Genomic DNA, 20,184 nt, shown 5'->3' on the forward strand with positions numbered 1-20,184 from the left:
ATCTCGCCCACACGGCTACTTTTACCCCCACCCGCACACCCACTTTTACTCCTACCCGCACGGCTACTTTCACCCTAACTTTCACGGTCACCCCATCTCGCACGCCATCCTTCACACCCACACCCACGCCAGTTTCAACGCGTACGGCACTTCCACCGCCGCCGGGTGAGAATCGCATCTTTCTCCCTGCGATCTTGAACCAGACGGGGATGATATTCATCGGGTTGTTCACACTGCTGATCTTTGGCCTGGCCTTCTACATCATCCGCGATATACGTCATCATCCGAGAAGCAGACGATGAAGATTTCAGGTAAGCTTTCGCGACGGCGTTTTTTACAGATCGCCGGGATGGCGGGCGGCGGCCTGGCGGCGGCCTCACTGGCCGGTTATGCCGGTTGGAATGCCCTGGATGCTCTGCCTGAGCCGCGGCCTGCTTACCGGGCTGAGAGCGAATCCTCTTCCAGCGGGGGGCCACTTCTTATTCTGCACGGGGATGGCGCAGATACCTTCTCTGGAGAATATCTGGGTGAGATGCTCCGGGCAGAGGGCCTGCCGTGGTTTGCCAGCCTGACCTGGGACGCACTGGGCGAGACCCCGCTGGAAAATTTTGCGGCCATTTTGCTCGCCGGGGGTGCACCTGACCGGGCTGGGGTTGAGAAGCTCACCGCCTACGTGAGTGCAGGTGGTCAGCTGGTGATCTTCAAACCTGACCGGGTATGGGACGCACTGCTGGGCCTGGAGCGGTTGGGCGGCGTCTATGATGGGGGGTATCTCCAGGTCAATCTGGATCATCCGTGGACGACGGGGATGGAAAGTGCCCCTCTCCTTTTCCATGGCGAGGCAGACCTCTTTCGCCCGGCAGGGTGTGAGGTGATCGCCTGGCTGGCCGATGATTCTGCCCGGCCGACGCCACAACCGGCCGTGACGGTTCGCGCGCTGGGCAGGGGGCGGGCGGCGGCCTGGGCTTTGGATTTACCCCGCAGTGTGGCGCTCAGCCGGCAGGGAAACCCGGCCTGGGCCAACCAGGAACGTGACGGACGCGCGGGAATTCGTGCGGTGGATGCCTTCGTGGGCTGGATGGACCTGGAAAGGCTGGATATCCCCCATGCCGATGAGCAGATGCGCCTGCTGGGCCGGATGTTGACCATGATGGTGATGGAGCGATTACCCCTGCCGCGTTTGCATTACTTTCCGGCAGGCAGCCCCGGCCTGTTAATCGCTACCGGCGATTCGCATCAGAATACGCCTCAGGTGATTGAGGAGGTGTTGTCCCTGGCCGAGCGTTTTGGGGGGAGGATGAGTGTGTATCATACCCCGCCGATGGGGCCAAAGTGGCGGCGGGTTATCCAGCGTGGGCGGGCTGAACTGGCGGAGGTGCCGGCGCTGGGGGCGGTTGTATCTCGCGGGATAAACTTCCCCACCCCGGCTCAGGTGGCCGGCTGGCGCCAGAGAGGGCATGAATTTGGGGTGCACCCCTACGTGGAAGAGGGGCTAGAGGCCGGCTGGCGCGCCTACCTGAAGAGTTTTCTGGGATACGGATACGGGCCGGTGCCCCCCACGGCGCGCACTCACCGCATTCTCTGGAGCGGATGGGTAGAGACGGCCCGCGTGCAGGCCGCCTTTGGCATCGGCATGAATATGGATTTTTACCATTACGGCACGGCTTTCCAGAAGGCGTCGGGCGAGTGGGTGTACGGGTTTTTCAACGGGAGCGGCCTGCCGATGAAGTTTGTGGACGAAGAGGGCCGCCTGTTGACGATTTACCAGCAGGTGACCCAGCTGGTGGACGAGCACCTGATGAAAATGCCCTGGGGCGGCGGCTGGGCAGGTTTGAACGCCGATCAGGCGGTGGGCGTGGCTGAAAGTCTGCTCCGGCGGGCTTCTGCCGTGGGCGCGGCGGTGGCGGCGCAGTTCCATGTGGATCCGTTTGCCTTCGAGGAGCCTTTTGCTTCAAACGCGCGGCGTTTCATGGAGGGTTCGCTGAAGGCGGCGGTTGAACGGGGGTTGCCGATCTGGACCGCGGAGGCGTGGTACCGCTTTGCTGAAGCCCGTCAGCAGGCCCGGATGAGCGGCTGGCAGGCTGATGTTCCAGGGGGGAGTTTCTCGCTGGAGCTGGCCGATGCCTTACCCGCCGAAGTGGCCATCCTCTTCCCTCTGCACCGGGGAGGAGCCCGGTTGCAGCAGATACAGGTGGGGGGAGTGGAGGTGGCTTTTACCACCGTCACGCAGGCCGGGATGGAATTCGGCCAGGTGCTGTTGCGCGGAGGCAGACACCAGATTGACGTGCGCTACGGGGAGAGCGGCTGAGGCCTGCGTTTTTTATGAAAGCGATCATGCTGAAGTGCAGGCTGGTGGCTGCACTGATGCTGGCCTTCCCGGCAATGATCTGGCTGACCGCCTGTACCGTAAAACAGAACGAGCGGTCGGCGGAGGAAAAGCCTTTTCTTTTCATCCCTTTTGAATCCAGGGTCAGGGAGGTGCGCTTTCAGAGCGGTGATGGCACAGTGCTGGCCGGTCAGCTGGACTTGCCGCCCGGTTGGTTAAACCCACCTCTGGTGTTCATCCTTCACCACTCTGGCCCGGTGGATCGGGACGCTTATCAATACCTGGCGGCATTGCTGGTGCCTGAAGGTTACGCTGTGTTTCGCTTCGATAAGCGTGGCAATGGTGAGAGCAGCGGGACGTATGGCTGTTGTGAAGAGGAGGATGCCCTGGCCGCTTACCGGGCGGCGGTAAATCAGGAAGGGTTCGACCCGGAACGGGTTTTTATCGTTGCCCAGAGTGTGGGAACGCAAATCGTTGCGGGTCATTTTCAGGAGTTTCAGGACATTCACCCCGTGCGTGGGGTGGTGCTGCTGTCCAGTCTGCTGGAGGGAGCAGAGATTTTACCCATCGAGTGTCCACTTTTCATCCTCGTTTCGGCGCAGGAGGTGAACCTGAGCGCGATTACTGAAGAGGCTGTGCTGGCCTATCAACGGGAGCGCGGAGAAGGGGCGGCGTATGCGATCGTTCCGAATACCGAACACACCCTGTTTGATGTGTCTCATGGCCCGATGGACTGGTCAGATCCGCGATGGCCTCTGCGGTTTTCCACAGAGGCGGCTCAGCATTTGTTGCAGTGGTTGAAAGCCCATCGTTGAGCACTGAAGCGCTGACGGGGTTTTCAGAGCAGGAGAAGGGGCTCGAAAAGAGCCAACGGGGTTCAGTTTTGAGGGAGGCTTGGATGAATCATCCATTTTTGCACCATAGTTCCACAGGGAGAAGTTCCCCCTATCGTTCATGGAAGCGGTCGTTCTCGCTTTCGATGATCCTGGCTTTACTGTTGCAGGGGCTGATAGCCGTGCTGCCGGGAAGCGCGGGCATGCAGGTGGCGCAAGCGGCCGGCCCCGGAGGAACGAGCGGTTCGGTGACGTATACCACGCTGGAAGATTTCAACCAGGCCTGCGCCACCCTTGACGGGGTTACTGTGACCGGGATGAACCCCGATGGAGAGGTGCGCCTGCGCGCCTCGCTGGAAGATTATTTTGATGGGAATGACGTGAATACCACCCTCTGGGAGGAGGGTTATTTCTATGACTGGTACGATGTATATCCCGTGGTTTCGGGGGGGGTTGTGACGCTGGACGGCAATTACCTTCACTCACTCACATCCTTTAACCAGTCGGGGCGTTTTGTGGAGGCACGGGCGTTGATTCGGGCAAACCCTGGTAACTTATCCACCCCCGGAAATGCGGCAAACATTGATATCGGCTACTACCGCAACCTTCGGCCATGGGTGCAAGATGGTGACACGAATCCCATTACTGCGGACACAGCCCTGCGTTTATTCCTTACGGAAAATGGGGGGTCGAACAATCTAAAAGTTCGCCTGGCCGATGGCACTAACCCCTGGGTAGATGACGATATTCCCGATCCTGATCTCACCCAGTGGCATATCTTCCGTATAGAGTGGGGGGCGGTGGATACCAGTTACTACATTGATGGGAGCCTGGTCTCGACCCTTCCTGAAATGGTTTCCAATGGAGATACCCTCTATGCGCGGATTTTACTATTTCATTTGAACCCATCGGGTTATCTGGAGCCATTGGAAGAACCTCCGGGGCTGTCCCCCATGCAGGTGGACTGGATTCGCGGCGGGCAGTACCCGGCCAGCGGCAGTTACACTTCCTGTGTCTATGATGCCGGGGGGGTGGTGAACTTCTCGGACGTCGCGTGGGATGCCTCTGTCCCTTCGGGCAGTGGTCTGACCATTCAGAGGCGCACCTCACTGGATAACGCGAGCTGGTCGAACTGGTCTTCGCCGATCGATGCCAGCGCGGGTTCCTCGGACACTTCTGATAGCCCCAGCGGGCGCTACCTGCAGTACCGCCTGAACTACACCTCCTCCAGCCTCATCGAAACTGCCGAATTGCAGCAGATCACCTTTAACTACTTCGGGCCGACAGGCCTGGAGGTGAGCCCGGCCTCGGTTACCCTTGATCCCGGCGCCACGCAGACCTTCACGGCCACGGCCCGTGATGCAAATAATCGTGAGGTGACCGGCCTCACCGTTAGCTGGTCGAGCAGTGTGGGGAGCATCAACCCTGCCACGGGGCAGTTCACCGCCCCGCTGCCCGCCGGAACCACCTCGAATGCGGTAACGGCCACGGTAAACCTGAGCGGCGGGGGGACGCTCACCGGTAATGCCAGTGTCACGGTGCGCGATCTGCCCCCTTCAGCCAGTGCCGGTGGGCCGTACAGCGTCGATGAGGGGAGCTCGATCAATCTGACGGCTTCAGGCAGCGATCCGAATGGTACGGGGGTTTCGTATGCCTGGGATCTGGACAATAACGGTACGTTTGAAACTTCCGGGCAGACGGTGTCCTTCAGCCGGGACGATAACGGAAGCTACCCCGTGACGGTGCGGGTGACCGATGGCACCAGCCAGAGCACCACGGCAGGGGCCACGGTGACGGTGGTGAACGTGGCGCCGACGGCGAGCTTTGGCGTTTCGGCCACGACGGTGGATGAAGGGGGCTCGGTAACGCTTTCGCTTACCTCGCCGTCTGACCCTTCGAGTGCCGACATGACGGCGGGGTTCACGTATGCCTTCGACTGTGGGACGGGGACGTTCGGGTCGTACAGCGGCTCGAACAGCACGAGCTGTGGGACGACGGACAACGGCACGTTCACGGTGCGTGGGAGGATTCGAGACAAGGATGGGGGGGTGAACACCTACTCGGCCACGGTGACGGTGGTGAACGTGGCGCCGACGGCGAGCTTTGGCGTTTCGGCCACGACGGTGGATGAAGGGGGTTCGGTGACGCTTTCGCTTACCTCGCCGTATGACCCTTCGAGTGCCGACATGACGGCGGGGTTCACGTATGCCTTCGACTGCGGGACGGGGACGTTCGGGTCGTACAGCGGCTCGAACAGCACGAGCTGTGGGACGACGGACAACGGCACGTTCACGGTGCGTGGGAGGATTCGGGACAAGGATGGGGGGGTGAACACCTACTCGGCCACGGTGACGGTGGTGAACGTGGCGCCGACGGCGAGCTTTGGCGTTTCGGCCACGACGGTGGATGAAGGGGGTTCAGTGACGCTATCGCTCACCTCGCCGTCTGACCCTTCGAGTGCCGACATGACGGCGGGGTTCACGTATGCCTTCGACTGCGGGACGGGGACGTTCGGCACGCCCGGTTCGGCAAGCAGTGTCTCCTGTACCATGGGGGATGCTGGCAACCTCACTGTTCGCGGAAAGATCATCGACAAAGACGGAGGAGAAACGAGTTATTCGAACAGCGTGACGGTGAACAATATTGCGCCGGAGATCACGGAAATCTCCAACAATGGCCCGGTCTTAACCTATCAGCCGGTTCAAATTGTGGTCACGGTTTCGAGCTATGCAGGTGATACGCTGAGCTACGAATTTGATTGTGACAACAATGGGGTTTACGAGGTGGGGCCTCAGAGCGGGAACACCGGGGTTTGCACCTTCAGCCAGAAGGGCACGTACACGGTGGGGGTGCGTGTGAGCGACGATGACGGCGCCTCAGACACCGGTACAACCGAGGTTGAGGTGAAGTCTTACCTGCTTTTCCTTCCGCTGGTGGTCAGGAACCCATGAAAGGGGCATAGCGATTGAATAACTTCTCTGATGCACCCCCTGTTTTACGGATTTTCATAGACTCTCAGCTTGGGCGGTCTCATGCCCCTGAGGTTCACTGGGCCTGGCGGTGGCTGTTGAGTACCTGCGGCTGGGCCTGGGAGGAGGTGCCCCCCGGCGCACCCTGCGACATTGCCTGGGTTTGCCGGGCCGAAGATGTTCCTTCAGCCAGGCTGGTCATTCTGGCGAACCCTTCTGCCTGGCTCAGGCCAGAGGTGCTCCACCTGAGAGGGGTGAGCCGGGAAAACGGTGTGGCCTTTCCGCGGTATGCAGGAGAAGACCCACAGGGGCCGTGGAAAGAGTTCGTTGACGGCCGGTTGATCTGCCGACGGGACGTGGTGTTTGATATCTTCTGGCTGGCCACCGGGCAGGAAGAACGTTTTTTCCCCAGAGATCGCCACGGGTTTCATCACCTGGAGGAGGCGGCGTTCTTTCGGGAAGGCGTGTTGCTGATGGCTCTGGCCAGCCAGATCGCTGTGTGGCTGGAGGAAACCCTGATCGGTCTTGGTTTTCGGCCGCCGGTTCCCCGCTGGCCTGAAGGCCGGAAGGCCGCCGTGGTGGCCGGGCACGATGTGGATTACCCCGAGGTCAACCGCCTGCTGGAGCCGGCCCGTAAACTGGCCCGCTGGGGTGCTCAAGGGATGAAGCCAGCCTTTGAAGTTTTTTCGGGTCAGCATCATCACTGGCATTTTGAGGACTGGGTGTCTATGGAGAAAAACCTGGGCCTGCGTTCGGCATTCTACTTTGTGCCGCACAAAGGCTCACTGCTCCAGTATGCGGCGGGCCTGCCTGACCCTTTTTATGACATCTCGGCGGGCAAGTTCCGCCAGCTCTTTCGCTTTTTGCGGCAGGCGGGGGTGGAGATCGGCCTGCACGCCAGTTACCGGGCCTATCAGAGCCTGGAGCACTTCAGACAGGAAAAGCAGTATCTCGAAGAGGTAAGCGGAGGGCCGGTTTATGGCAACCGGCACCATTACTGGCATCTTGATCCCCAGATGCCCGAAGAAACCCTCTGGATGCACGAGCAAATCGGGCTGGTGTACGATTCCTCTCTGATCTTTGATCACTTCCTGGGCTGGCGGCGCGGACTTTTGCATCCCTTTTTCCCGTTCCACCCGCGTCTGCGGCGTGAACTGGCCACTTTACAACTGCCGCCAGCCTGGATGGATGATCAGCTCTTCCAGTTTCACGCGTATAATCAGGTGCGGCCCACCCGCCTTGACACTTTGAAATTGCTCGCCGAGCAAGTGGCCCGGCAGGGTGGCTGCCTGACCGTAGACGTGCACGACTATGTCTATGACGACCACTTATTCCCCGGCTGGCGGCAGACGTACCAGGATTTGTTGTATTACCTTCGGGAACGGGGGGATTACTGGTTTGCCACTCCGCTGGAGATTGCCCGGCACTGGGCGGGGCGTTATCGGCAGATTTTACAGATCAGCCAGGGGCTGAAGGAAGGCCTGACAGGATGAATTCTTCTCCGCTTCAGGTGGAAAAACAAAATCTTGAAGCCACCATGGAACCCGGTGTGAATACCCTGACTCTGGAACGCTTCCGGCAGGCGGCAACCCTCACAGCCTCGGCACAGCGGGTTTTGCCCATTGACGCGCTGCGCGGCGTGGCGATGATCGCCATGGCCCTCGACCATATTGCCTCGTTCCTGCGCGTGGGACTGCAGGCCGAGACGTACGGCGGTCAGCCAGCCATTCTGGAAAGCTGGCCTCACTGGGTGGCCGGGTTGTTTACCAACATTGCCGCGCCTGTCTTCTGGCTTTTGAGCGGGGTGAGTGTGATGCTGCTGGAAACCAGCCGCAAGAAAAAAGGTGAAACAGACTGGCAGATCAGCCGTTTTTTGCTGATCCGTGCGGTGTTGATCCTGATCCTGGATTTAACAATCTGCCAGGTTTTCTGGAATGGGAAGGGCCCATACACGCATGTCTTGCTCAGCATCGGCCTCAGCCTGATCGGTTTAAGTCTCCTTCGCCTTTTGCCGGTGGGTGTGGTGGGGGGAGTTTCACTGTTGATGCTTGTGGGTTACCAGTTGGCCCTGCCTTTTCTCGCCGCTCAATACAGCCAGACGGATCATTTCTGGCTGGCGCTGGTTTTCTCTTACAGCACCAGAACCTGGCCGGCGGTGGAGTTTTCACTGCTGGGCTGGGGCAGCCTGATGGGCCTGGGGTATGCTCTGGCCAAAAGTATCCTTAACCCGGGGGCGGCGAAGGGACGCACTTTGCTGTGGGGAGGGGCCGGGTTGTGGGGGCTCTGGCTGATTTTGCGGTTGATGGGCCATTTTGGCGACCTGACCCCCTATTCGAGCGCTCAACCCTGGTATTTCTTTCTGATCATGAGTAAAACCCCGCCCAGCCTGACCTATCTCGCGTTCAACCTGGGGCTGGCGGCGATGATCTTTGCGTTCTTTTCAGCCCGCCCGGCCTGGCTGGAGAAGCCGCCACTGAAGTGGCTGGTGCTGTTCGGGCAGGTTTCGCTGTTTTTCTTTGTTGTGCACATCGTCGTGTACAGCCTTCTCAGCAAAGCGGCCCTGGCGGCGGCTCTTCCGCTGCCGGGGATAGTGCAGGTGTTTCTCTTCTGGGGGCTGGGGCTGGCGCTCATGCTCCCGATTGCTTCGGCCTATCGCTCCCTGCGGAAGCGCTACCGTATTCTTCGATATCTCTAAACAGGGGGAGATCCCCCGGGCAGGTTTTAGACAATGTGGAACATGCTGCGATTAGGCCTGGTTTTCATGGCTCCGCCTTTCATGAAAAAGTGGCTGTTGCGCTGGCTTTATGGGGCAAAAATTGGGCGCAGGGTGGAGATTGGCTGGTTTTCTGCGGTCAGCGGGAAACACATTGAGCTGGGTGACCATGCCGCAATCCGCCCGCTGACGCTGATTCACGTGCTCGGAGATGTGCGTCTTGGGCCGTATACAGAGGTGAGCAGTTTCAGCCTGGTGTATGGCTCAGCGTCACTGCGCGCTGGCAGAGGATGCTACATTGGCCCGCAGTCTTTGATCAATGTGGATGAAGATGTGGAAATTGGCGATGAATCAGCACTGGGGCCACGCAGTATGATCTTCACCCATGCCTCTTTCTTCCCCTACACCGAAGGGTACTGGGTGAGGCGGGCAGGGGTACACCTTGGGCGGCGGGTGTGGTGCGCGGCGGGAGTTTTTATCCACCCGGGAGTGGAAATCGGCGATCATTCATTCGTCAACTCTCGTTCTGTGGTTTCCACGTCCATTCCAGAGGGGTCGGTGGTTGAAGGGAACCCGGCACGGGTAACCTATCCGCTGGAGCGCACCCTGCGAAAGCCCACGCCAGGATACGTTGACCAGGCGTTACGGCGGGTGCTGAGTGATTTTGTTGAGGTGGGCCTTCACCGAGAAATGGGCCTTCCCCTCCAGGCTATCGAACAGGGGAAAGACGAACTTCGCTTTCGCTGGCGGGGTATTCCTTACCGGGTTGTGCTGATCTCTGCCGCCGGGGAGCCTGCACCGCTGGCTCTGGCGGAAGGCGGAGAGAAGCGCATTTATCTGGTCAACCGACCTGGCTGGGTTCCCCCGGATGAGGGAATGAGTTTCGACCTTTCAACCATGCGGACGAAATACCTGTCCGACCGGGTGCATACGGCATTGCGCCTCTTTATGCTGCGGTATTACGGCATGCGTTTTACCGAAGAGGAGTGAGCGCAATGCAGCCGATGAGGAAGGAGCCTTGCTTTTGAGGATGACTCGCTGGTTTTCCAGGGGGGTGATTCTGGCGGTCGGGGTGCTGTGGATGGCCGCCTGCACGGGGGGCATCCCTTCTCAGGCGCCTCCACAGCCAGGCGCAACTGCGGAAACTGTCGGCGGGATGGAATCTCCCACGGCCTCTTTAGAGCCCACGCTCACGGCGACGTCTGGCGTCTCTGCCGGGCCTTCTCTTACCCCCGAGGTGACTGCCGATGCCCGGCCTGCGCTCACCCCGGAAGCGTTGAGCGGCACTCCGTCCTGCTCGCCTCCCGAAAGGGCGGAAGAGGATGCCTTGCAGGGATGGCCCCAGCTTGGACATGATCCCCGGCGTACTTCATTTTATCCTGCCGAAGTGACCTGGCCCTGGAAGGTGCGCTGGATCTGGAATGGGCCCGCCGACAGCGGAGATGGCGAACCGGCGCCAGATCATCTCAGCCTCCCACAGGGGGTACAGCCGGTGAGCGGTGATGGCAGGCTTTATGTGGGGCACACCGACGGACGGGTGAGGGCCATTTCTGAAGAAACGGGGCAAACCGTGTGGACTTCGGAGAGCCTGGGAGGGGCGATCGTCAACGCCGGGGCTTACAGCGCCAGCACGGGGTGTGTGTATTTTGGGGCACAGAACGGGAAGTTCACCCTGCTGGATGCCCGTACGGGGGAACTCAAGCGGATGGTTGATTTGCATGGGGCGATAGATATGGCCCCCTTGCTGGCAGGTGACAGCGTGTTTGTGGGTTCGCAGAGCGGGGTGATGTATGCTCTCGACTCATCCACGCTGGCACAGCGCTGGGCTTACGATGCCGGGGCAGCACTGATCGCTTCGCCAGCTTTCTCTGAGAATCACGGGGGGATGGTGCTCGTCCTGGCGGAGGACCGCACGGTGCATGCCCTCAGTGCGGACACTGGAAAACGGCTGTGGCGGGTAACCGTCAACGCCGATGTAGACCCGATCCGTAAGACGGTCTTTGCCGATACGTTTCCCGTGGTGTCGGATCGAAATGACGTGGTGATCGTGCGTTCTTATCTGAACTGGGAGAAAATCTGGCAGCCTGATGGCGGGGCGCCTTCAACCGTAGAGGGAATCCGTGAATTCCTCACGCAGAACCCGGAATACCAGTCCCTTTTTGTGCTCAACCTGGCAGATGGCACGCCGCGGTTTGTGGCACCGGTGATGCTCGGAGCCATCGGCAACGGGGGTGATCTGGAATCGACCCCGCCGCAGGTGGTGCTCAGGCCGCTGGCGGATGGAACAGAAGTGGCCATCCTGCTCTGGCGGAATCGACAGTCTTGCCCGCCTTCTTACTGCGACAGTCGCTCCGATACTACCCTGGGCGAGATGGATTTAACCACGGGAGTCATCCGGTTCGTGCAGGATCATAAAGATCAGGGGAACATGCGTCTGCCGACCGATGAACAAAGCCCGCTGGCCATGGCGGGAGATATGATCTTCTACGCCCACTGGCAGTTGCTGGGAGCCTTGAAGGTGATCGACCGGTCTGCGGGGTTGGGAGAAAGTTACGCTAACCCCATCATCACCCGCGAGTTAACCCCGGTGTTGAACACTCTGGCGCCGGGGGTGTGTGCCGGGCGCTCGGCTCATTTTTGCCCGGGGGGAATGAGTTCGCCGGGAGAGGGGTTTGCAGTTGACCCGGGTTTTTATATTTATGTTTCGGAGAAGAGAATTTACGATCAATACTGGACGACCCCGGTGCGGAGTGTGGTGATCAGCGGGGGAAATATCTACTGGAAAAGTGTGGATGGGGCGGTAATAGCGCTCACCCCGGCCGGACCCTGATTTTTTCATCCCGGAAATCTTAAAAAAAGCGAGGTTTGTTCTGCTTTTATTGACAACATTACTCATTTAATGTTACAAAGTGACCATCATTAAAGAATAGTTAATTGAAAATCGAGCTGGGGGATAACCATGGCCGGATTTGAGCTGTATACGACCAAAGGAGAAAGGATGCTCGAGGAAAAGTTCCTTTCATCTGTGGAGGTTGGGGTTCGGGGGGTGCGTTTGGTAGAACTGCCACGGATTGAAGACCCGCGGGGGAATCTTTCGGTAGTGGAATTCGAAAAAGACCTTCCGTTCGTCCCGGCGCGTTGTTTCTGGATTTATGATGTGCCCGGGCAAAACGTTCGTGGGGAACATTCTCATCGCAGGCTGGAACAATTTCTGGTGTGTGTGAAGGGAGCCTGCGTGATCACGGTAGATGATGGCCGAAACCGTGCCGATGTGGTGCTGGACCGTCCGAATCGGGGATTATACCTTCCCCCGCTGATCTGGGATACGATGCATCGGTTTACCGATGATGCAGTGTTGATGGTGCTTGCCTCTGAAAGATACGATCCTGCGGAATACATTCGCGATTACAGGGAATTTCTCCGGCTGGTCACTGAATATGAGAGTACCTTTCCTTGATTTGAAAGCAACCTATGTGGAGCTCAAGGATGAACTGGATGCCGCTTACCGTCGGGTGATGGATTCGGGCTGGTACATTTTGAGTGAGGAACTTGCAGCGTTTGAGGCAGAGTTTGCGGCTTATTTAGGGGTGAAGCATTGTATAGGGGTGGGCAACGGGCTGGAAGCGCTCCATTTGATCTTACGGGGGTATGGCATTGGGGCTGGCGATGAGGTGATTGTCCCGGCCAACACGTACATTGCCACCTGGCTGGCGGTCTCTTATGCCGGGGCAACCCCGGTGCCTGTAGAACCAGACCCGCTTAACCGCAATCTGGATCCTGGCAAAATCGAAGCGGCCATTTCGCCCAGGACGCGCGCCATTCTGCCGGTGCATTTATACGGGATGCCCGCGGATATGGACCCTATCCGGGAGATTGCCTCCCGGTATCACTTAAAGGTGATTGAAGACGCGGCTCAGGCGCATGGCGCGCTGTATAAGGGGCGCAAAACGGGCGCTCTTGGAGATGCTGCCGGATGGAGTTTCTACCCGGGGAAGAACCTGGGTGCGTTTGGAGACGGTGGAGCGGTTACCACCAACGAGGATGAGCTGGCGGATCGCGTGCGCACCCTGCGCAATTATGGCTCACGGGTGAAATACTTCAATGAGGTTAAGGGGTTCAATTCGCGGCTCGATCCGCTTCAGGCGGCTTTTTTGCGGGTAAAGTTGAAATACCTGGATGCGTGGAATGCCCGCAGGGCTTCTCGGGTCAGCGAGTACCTTGAACGGTTGAAAGAGATCCCGGATCTGGAGCTCCCATACGTCCCTGTATGGGCGGTTCCCTGCTGGCATCTGTTTGTCATTCGTCATCCCAGGCGTGATGCTCTGCAGGCGCATCTCCGGGAACATCAGGTGGATACTCTTATCCATTATCCCATTCCACCGCATCGCTCAGGGGCCTATCAGGATGCACCGTTCACGCGGGGCAGTTTCCCGATCAGTGAAGCGCTGGCAGATACCGTGTTGAGCCTTCCCATAGGCCCTCATTTGAGCAAGCCTGAGCAGGAACAGGTAATTGACGCGCTTCTTTGTTTTGTGCGGCCAAAGGGGGATCATGCACACTGATCATGTTGTTGCGGTCATAGACTGGGAAGGGGGTTCCCGGGGGTGGATGAAAGAACACATTGAGGAGCACGGGTGCCGCTGTGTTTTCTTTCACCCGGGAGATCCTGTTCCGGAACAGGCGAGGATGATCTTCTCCCTGGGATTTTTCCATGACTTTCATCAGCTTCTCGAATCGCTTGAGGCGCTTCCACCCCGAAAACGGCCCCTCTTCATTCACTGGAATACAGAGGGTATCCCCGACTTGCGCTTTCCGCTCTGGGTGATGAAGTGGGGAGGAATGGTGCGATCTATGATCGGGAAAGCGGCCAAGCGGTACCGATCAGGGGTGCTCAGACTGTTCGATCGCCGTTTCCATCGCTTCCGCTATATTGGTGATTATTTACACGCCTATCAGAAAGGGCTGTTGAAACACCTGTTTGATTGCTCAACGATTTATGTCGAAAAAGAAAAGCGCCTGGGGTTGCCTGCGGCGTATGTGCCCTGGGGCACCTGCCGAAGTGATTATGATGATTTGAAAGTAGAACGGGATATTGATGTGTTCTGGATGGGAAAACCCCGGAACAGGAGACGAAACGAGCTGGTACAGACCATTCGCACCCGGCTGGAGCGGTACGGGAAGAAGATGGTGGTGGTGGATGGGGTGGAACACCCGTATGTGTTCGGCAGGCAGAGAATCGAGTATCTCAATCGCTCAAAAGTAACTCTCAATTTAAAACCTTACTGGGATGATTACAATTTCATCTGGAAGTTCCATCTGGCGGCAGGGAATCGCTCGCTGGTGATCTCGGAACCTTTTTTGCCACATAATCCTGAGTATGTAGCCGGTCAGAACTACGTTTGTGCAGAGGTGGATCAGCTTGTGGAAACCATCTGTTATTACTGTGAGCACGAAGAAGAGCGCCGGGCGATTGCTGAAAATGCCTATCAGCTGGTGACCACAAGCATGACCATGAGCCGAAGCGTTGAGAAAATTTTTACCCTGTCTGAATTATTTTGATTTTTTTCCTCATTCGAATCGCGAGACAACCAATGAACATACTTTGCCTGGTGGATTTCAAACCGGGGTTGGGGGACCACTGGTTATGGAACGACCTGCCCGAATGCAACGATCGGGTTGACTTTATCGTGGCGCAGCCCGCGCTGAACTGGCTCCCGGGCCCGGGGAAGGTGCTTGGTTACTATCCGGCTTTTGTCTGGCTGGGAGTGCGGGCATGGGCATGGATGCGGAATCACCCCTGTGACAGAATTCTGGCCTGGGAAGGAAAAAATGGGCTGGCGCTGGCCTGTTTACGCGGCCTTTTTCACCGGCAGGTGCCCAAAATGGTTGTTGTAGGGTACAGCCATCGTGGCCTGGCCACGGTTGTCCCGGGATTAATCCGCTTTGCCATGCGCTTTGTTGACCGGATGGTTGTCTTCACACACCGGGAGGCAGAATATCTGCCTGGTACGTTGAAAATGAACCCGGAGCGAGTGGTATTTTGCCCTCTGGGTGCCTATGATATTCAGCAGGTCAAAAGCTCTTCGGAGCGTTTCCCTAATGAGTATATTTATTCGGGCGGCCGTTCATACCGCGATTATCCCACGCTGGTTCAGGCCATGGATGGGATAGAATGTTCGCTTATAATCAATGCTTCGTTAAAAGATACTGTGGGGCTACCTGCACGGCAAAATGTCCATCGGCTGGGAATGGTGCCTCTGGATGAGTACTGGAACCTTATCAAGGGGTCGCTTTTTACGGTTATTCCGCTGAAAGACGTCCCTTTTGCTGCCGGACTTATCGCTATTCTGAATGCAATGGCCGCCGGGAAGGCGATCATTGTTACCCGTCTTCCGGGTTCAGAGGATTACATTGAAGATGGCCAGACCGGTTTGCTGGTCAGCCCGGGGAATGTCTCTGAGCTTCATGAGGCCATCGCCTTTTTGCTGAACAACCCCGAAGAAAGAGCCCGGCTGGGGCGTAATGCCCGCAGGCAGTATGAGCGTTTTTATACGATGGAAGCCTTCTCGGCGCGGATTCACAGCCTTCTGGAAAATCTTTAGCAGGCCGCGATAAATCCTGGAAGGAACTTTTTAATGTACCAACGGCCCTCTGTTTACCTTCGCCTGGATTCGCTTTTCCTGGCTCTGATTTTGTTCGTCAGCTATGCCTACTTTTTTCCGCGCTGGGCTGACCCCAACCAGAATTCCCGTCTTGACATGGTGGTGGCGGTTGTGGAAGATGGCACCTTTGCCATTGATCCTTATGTGGCCAACACTGTGGATTATGCACGGGTAGGCGAACATTATTACAGTGACAAGCCCCCCGGCACGGCCTTTCTGGGCATTCCGGTATATGCAGCCCTGAAGTCTGTGCTCGATACGCCGATCGTTAATCGCCTGGTCGAAAGACTGGCCGCGAGTGAGGCGTTTCAGGCAACCTTGCGTGAGGGTGGCTCGGGCGTTTACGCCGCAAAAGTGCGTTTTGCTCTTGCTCAGGTGGTACTTACCCTGTGCATTTCAACGCTGGCGGCAGTAACTCTGGGAGTCTTACTCTACCGGGTTCTGCTCTCGATGAAGATTAAACGGGGGTTCAGTCTGGGGGCTGTACTTGGGGTAGGGCTGCTTTCTCCGATGTTTGCCTACGGCAATGCCTTCTACGGGCATGTTTTAAGCGCCGCTTTGCTCCTGGGTGCCTTCTTTCTCATTCGGGGTGAGCACCCCGAACGATTACGGAATCTGCTCGGGACTGGCTTTCTGCTCGGTTATGCGGTGATCACCGAGTACCCGGTCATCCTCATTGCGGGCGTTCTGGCAGTGTATCTTGGCTGGCGGCTTGTTCAGAGGCGGGTATGGCCGCGGCTGATCTGGGCGGCTTTGCCGGCCCTGCTGATCGGCGGGGGGTTGATGGCCTATAACCAGGCAGTTTTTGGGGGGCCTTTCAGGCTCGGTTATGGTTACTCTGAGTTATGGGAAACCCAGCACCAGACTGGTTTTATGAGTCTGACGATGCCTCACCCTGAGGCTCTCTGGGGAATCACCTTCAGTCCGTTTCGCGGGCTGTTCTTTTTCTCGCCACTCCTTCTGCTCAGTCTGCCAGGCTTTGTCTCCTGGTGGCGGAGCAGGCAGTATCGGGCTGAATGGTGGGTGAGCCTGGCGAGTGTGGGGCTGATGTTTCTGTTCAATGCCTCTTCGATCATGTGGTGGGGAGGTTTTGCCGTCGGACCGCGGTACATTTTGCCTGCAGTTCCTTTCCTGGGGCTGGGGCTGGGGTTTGGGCTGGCGGCTGGCTGGCGGCATAGATGGTTTCGGGGTGTGGTCATGGTGCTGGGGCTGGGATCGCTGGCGGCAACCTGGGGGTTAACTCTGGCGGGGCAGGCTTTTCCATCGGATACGCTTCACAATCCTTTGCTGGAATATGCCTGGCCCAACTGGCAGGCAGGGAACATTGCCCGTAATGTGGGCACGGTGCTTGGATGGCAGGGGGCGGCCAGTCTGTTACCGTGGATGGGCCTTCTGGTGGTGCTGGGGGGAATCTGGTGGTGGCAATCTCGAAAGGTTGCTCCTGAATCTTCAGAATAAACGAGAACAAGGATGAACATCGAAAAGAATATCGCCGTCCCTTCTGAAAGGAAGCCCTGGATGGCGCGCAGGGCATTGGCCTGGGCGCGTACCGAAGTCGGCTTTGTGAGTATGGTGATTGTTCTGGTTCTGGTGGTAACGAGTATTCCCTATCTGTTTGCTTTCCTGAGCACCCCGCCCGGAAAGACTTATATGGGAATCATGCTGGATGTGCCCGACCACGCCCAGTATTTCTCGTGGATGCGTGAACTGACCCACGCCAACCTTGCGGCCAACAAAATGACCCCCGAAGTGAATCGTCCGTTGTTCTTCAACCTGCTCTGGTGGGTCATGGGCAGGCTGGGGAAGCTCTTCGGGTTGGGGTATGCGGCCATGTTTCAGGTGCTGCGGGTTGTATCGACCGTTGTCTTCCTCATCCTGGCTTACCGCCTGTGCCGCTTCTTTCTGAAGGAGGATTTGCACCGCCGCACGGCCTTTCTGCTGATCACGTTCACCTCAGGCCTGGGGTGGGTGTGGGTGGTGATTAAATACCTGAACGGCGGTGATCTGCTTTACCCGCTCGATGTCTATGTGGCCGAATCCAATACTTTTCTGGGCATGCTGGGGTACCCTCACTTTATTGCCGCGCTCTGGTATATCTTCGTTTTTGAGCTGGTTTTACGTGGTCAGGCGCGCGGTCAGCTGCGCTATGCCGTAGGTGCGGGGCTTTTTGCCCAGTTCCTGGGCTGGCAACACGCCTACGATCTGGTCTCGATTTACGGGGTGCTTTTTGCCTATGCCGTGCTCCTCACCCTGCGCGACCGGCGGTTGCCGAAGTATTTAATCACCAGCGGGCTGATCATCGGGCTGCTTTCGGTCTGGCCGGCGTTGTATTCGGTGGCGCTGACCTCACTCGATCCGATCTGGAAAGAAGTGCTCCGGCAGTTTGCCAATGCCGGGGTGTATACCCCCAACCTGCTTCATCTGCCCATTCTGTTAGGGGCAGGCTTCTTGCTGGCGTTGTATACGGTCTTGCGGGAAAACCCCTTGAAGTTGAGAGGGCTTAGCGACCCTGACCTTTTCCTGCGCGGCTGGTTTTGGGTGAGTTTTCTTCTGGTTTATCTGCCAGTAGATTACCAGATTCATCTGCTCAACGGCTGGCAGGTGCCTTTTTCTATCCTGGCGACGACCGGGTTGTTCCGGTATGTTGTTCCCTGGCTTGAGAAAGTGCTGGCACAACGCCGCCGGGGTGTAAAAATCGATCCGGGCAGGATCAGCCGCTGGGCGGCTGCCGGGTTGATCGCTCTGGTGTTGCCGACCAACCTGTATCTGTGGGCCTGGCGCTTTATCGACTTAAATCGCCACACCTATCCGTATTACCTTTACAACGAGGAGCTGGCCGCACTGCATTGGCTTGAACAGAACACAAGAGCGGAGGATGTGGTCTTGAGCTCTCTCACCATCGGTCAGTATGTGCCGGCGCTGACCGGGGCACACGCTTTCCTGGCGCACTGGGCGCAAACGGTTGATTTTTATACCCGTTCACGGCAGGTCGAGCAGTTTTTCGCAGGAAAGTTATCTCCCGCGGAGCAAAGGAGTGTCTTCGAATCGGCCAGCGTGGATTACATCTTCTGGGGCCCGGCGGAACGGGAGGTGGGGCAGGTGCCGCCAGGGGGAGAAGAATTAATTATTGTTTATGAGAACCCGCTGGTTACGATCTTTGAGGTGCAGCCATGAACCCCTCGATGCGGCTTCGCCAGGGCCTGGGCCTGGCCGGGCTGGTACTGCTGGTGCTTGCCACCCGGCTGCCCTTCCGCAGTGAGGTGCTTTATCACTGGGATTCGGTGAATTTTGCATACGCGATGAAGGAATTTAACCTGGCCAGAGAACAGCCCCAGCCGCCCGGTTACATTGTCTATGTGTGGCTGTGCCGCTTGGTAGATGGGGTATTTCACGATGCCCAAACCACCATGGTCAGCCTCAGTATTCTGGCGAGTGTGTTTGCGGTGCTGGGAATGTACTTTCTGGGTAAGGAGCTGTATAACTCGCGGACGGGATGGGCGGCTGCCCTGTTTCTGGCGGCTTCTCCGCTCTTCTGGTTTTATGGAGAGATTGCCCTGCCACACACCCTGGATGCCATGTTCGTCATCTGGATCAGCCTGGGGTTGTTGCGAGTGATGCGGGGAGAGCGCGGGTTGATTTTTCCGGTGGTGATCGGGATGGCGATCGCCGGAGGGGTGCGGCAGCAGACGCTGGTTTTTCTGGGGCCGCTGGCGCTTTTTGCCGTGCGGAAACTCGGTCTGAAGCGGCTGGCGGTGGCGGCTGCGCTGGGGGCGGTGCTGTGCCTGGCCTGGTTTGTTCCACTCATTCAACTCAGTGGTGGGCTGCAGGAATATCTGCGGATTGTAGGAGCGTTTACAGATCGCTTTCAGAAGACGACCTCTATTTTTATGGGAGCAGGCTGGGGAGGAGTGCGGAGAAATGCAATCAAATTGATACTCTATTCTGGCTACGGATGGAATATATTATGTATACCGGTGCTGGCCGTGCTGGTTCGTACCTTGCGAGCCAGGAGGTTGCCCCGCCCGGGTGAAAGGTCTGTTTTTCTGGCCCTCTGGGTTTTGCCCGCCGGTTTGTTTTATCTGGTGGTTCACATGGGGCAACAGGGGCTGGTGTTTGTTTTTCTTCCAGCGCTTTTGCTGCTCAGCGCGGCGGCACTGGACAGATGGTTGTGCCGCCAGCCCCCCTTTTTTTGGGCAGGAGTCGTTTTACTGGTGGCGATCAGCGGTTCGATCTTTGCTCTATTGCCTGAATATCCGCTCGGGGCAGGCACCCAGCGATTACTCACCCGGCAAACTTTGCAGAACAACGACCGCTATTTTCTGGAACGTTTTCGGGCTATCCGGCAGAGTTTCCCGCCCGAAAGTTCATCCATTCTGGCCACGAACTGGCACCATGTGGAGTTTTACCTGCCGGAGTATCGGGTCTTTCATTTCGATGTGGGGGCGAAATGGGAAGTCGATGAAGGCCTGTCTGAAAATCAAACGAGACAGCTCGTGGGAATCTCGGACGCAGGGGAGAAGGTTATTCTCTTCGATGCAGAACTTGAACCCTTCAACCGCACCCCTGAACGGGTAGCGTGGGTTGAACTGAGCGGTGGGGATCAACTGGCGGTTCTGCCTTTGTACAACGGGGAGAAGTTATGGATTGGGGTCGATGGCTTTGGTGTTACAGGAAGGTAAGC

Annotated in this window: 15 protein-coding genes; 14 read left to right on the top strand and 1 reads right to left on the bottom strand. The window is 57.8% G+C overall.

All coding sequences use genetic code 11. From position 1 onward, the window contains the following. Positions 1-134: 134 nt before the first annotated feature. Positions 135-284, bottom strand: coding sequence for a hypothetical protein (locus tag ATHL_RS19055; protein WP_162787809.1), 150 nt, complete (start codon positions 282-284; stop codon positions 135-137). Positions 285-298: 14 nt separating this feature from the next. Between ATHL_RS19055 and ATHL_RS18140 the strand changes: the two genes are divergently transcribed. From ATHL_RS18140 to ATHL_RS18205, 14 genes are all read left to right on the top strand, one after another. Next, entirely contained in the window at positions 299-2,308 is a 2,010-nt protein-coding gene (locus ATHL_RS18140; RefSeq protein WP_062196552.1) for a type 1 glutamine amidotransferase family protein, read from the top strand. 14 nt (positions 2,309-2,322) lie between these two features. Further along, on the top strand, positions 2,323-3,141 hold the full coding sequence (locus ATHL_RS18145; protein WP_062196554.1) for an alpha/beta hydrolase family protein: 819 nt from the start codon (positions 2,323-2,325) through the stop codon (positions 3,139-3,141). Between the two features lie 83 nt (positions 3,142-3,224). After that, positions 3,225-6,110 (top strand): PKD domain-containing protein, encoded by a 2,886-nt coding sequence (locus ATHL_RS18150; RefSeq protein WP_162787810.1) that lies wholly within the window; start codon positions 3,225-3,227, stop codon positions 6,108-6,110. A gap of 14 nt (positions 6,111-6,124) precedes the next feature. Continuing rightward, entirely contained in the window at positions 6,125-7,621 is a 1,497-nt protein-coding gene (locus ATHL_RS18155; RefSeq protein ID WP_062196557.1) for a polysaccharide deacetylase family protein, read from the top strand. Continuing rightward, positions 7,618-8,823, top strand: coding sequence for an acyltransferase family protein (locus tag ATHL_RS18160; protein WP_062196559.1), 1,206 nt, complete (start codon positions 7,618-7,620; stop codon positions 8,821-8,823). Before ATHL_RS18155 ends, ATHL_RS18160 begins: the two co-directional genes overlap by 4 nt. Before the next feature lie 81 nt (positions 8,824-8,904). After that, on the top strand, positions 8,905-9,831 hold the full coding sequence (locus tag ATHL_RS18165; protein ID WP_236822422.1) for an acyltransferase: 927 nt from the start codon (positions 8,905-8,907) through the stop codon (positions 9,829-9,831). A gap of 40 nt (positions 9,832-9,871) precedes the next feature. After that, positions 9,872-11,671, top strand: coding sequence for an outer membrane protein assembly factor BamB family protein (locus tag ATHL_RS18170; RefSeq protein ID WP_062196562.1), 1,800 nt, complete (start codon positions 9,872-9,874; stop codon positions 11,669-11,671). A gap of 168 nt (positions 11,672-11,839) precedes the next feature. Next, positions 11,840-12,298, top strand: a complete 459-nt coding sequence (locus tag ATHL_RS18175) for a sugar 3,4-ketoisomerase (RefSeq protein ID WP_162787811.1) — start codon at positions 11,840-11,842, stop codon at positions 12,296-12,298. Continuing rightward, positions 12,279-13,403 carry a DegT/DnrJ/EryC1/StrS family aminotransferase gene (locus ATHL_RS18180; protein ID WP_062196565.1) on the top strand — a complete coding sequence of 375 codons (1,125 nt, stop codon included), beginning with the start codon at positions 12,279-12,281 and terminating at the stop codon, positions 13,401-13,403. Before ATHL_RS18175 ends, ATHL_RS18180 begins: the two co-directional genes overlap by 20 nt. After that, positions 13,393-14,400 (top strand): glycosyltransferase family protein, encoded by a 1,008-nt coding sequence (locus ATHL_RS18185; protein WP_062196567.1) that lies wholly within the window; start codon positions 13,393-13,395, stop codon positions 14,398-14,400. The genes ATHL_RS18180 and ATHL_RS18185 overlap by 11 nt, the downstream gene beginning before the upstream one ends. Before the next feature lie 32 nt (positions 14,401-14,432). Then, positions 14,433-15,443, top strand: a complete 1,011-nt coding sequence (locus tag ATHL_RS18190; protein WP_062196568.1) for a glycosyltransferase family 4 protein — start codon at positions 14,433-14,435, stop codon at positions 15,441-15,443. Positions 15,444-15,476: 33 nt separating this feature from the next. Beyond that, positions 15,477-16,961, top strand: a complete 1,485-nt coding sequence (locus tag ATHL_RS18195; protein ID WP_062196570.1) for a hypothetical protein — start codon at positions 15,477-15,479, stop codon at positions 16,959-16,961. A gap of 12 nt (positions 16,962-16,973) precedes the next feature. Continuing rightward, a complete protein-coding gene (locus tag ATHL_RS18200; protein ID WP_162787812.1) occupies positions 16,974-18,677 on the top strand; it encodes a hypothetical protein in 1,704 nt (567 codons plus the stop codon). Next, positions 18,674-20,182 (top strand): glycosyltransferase family 39 protein, encoded by a 1,509-nt coding sequence (locus tag ATHL_RS18205; RefSeq protein ID WP_062196574.1) that lies wholly within the window; start codon positions 18,674-18,676, stop codon positions 20,180-20,182. Before ATHL_RS18200 ends, ATHL_RS18205 begins: the two co-directional genes overlap by 4 nt. The last annotated feature ends 2 nt before the right edge of the window (positions 20,183-20,184 follow it).

It is taken from the genome of Anaerolinea thermolimosa (genome assembly GCF_001050195.2).
Lineage (GTDB): Bacteria > Chloroflexota > Anaerolineae > Anaerolineales > Anaerolineaceae > Anaerolinea > Anaerolinea thermolimosa.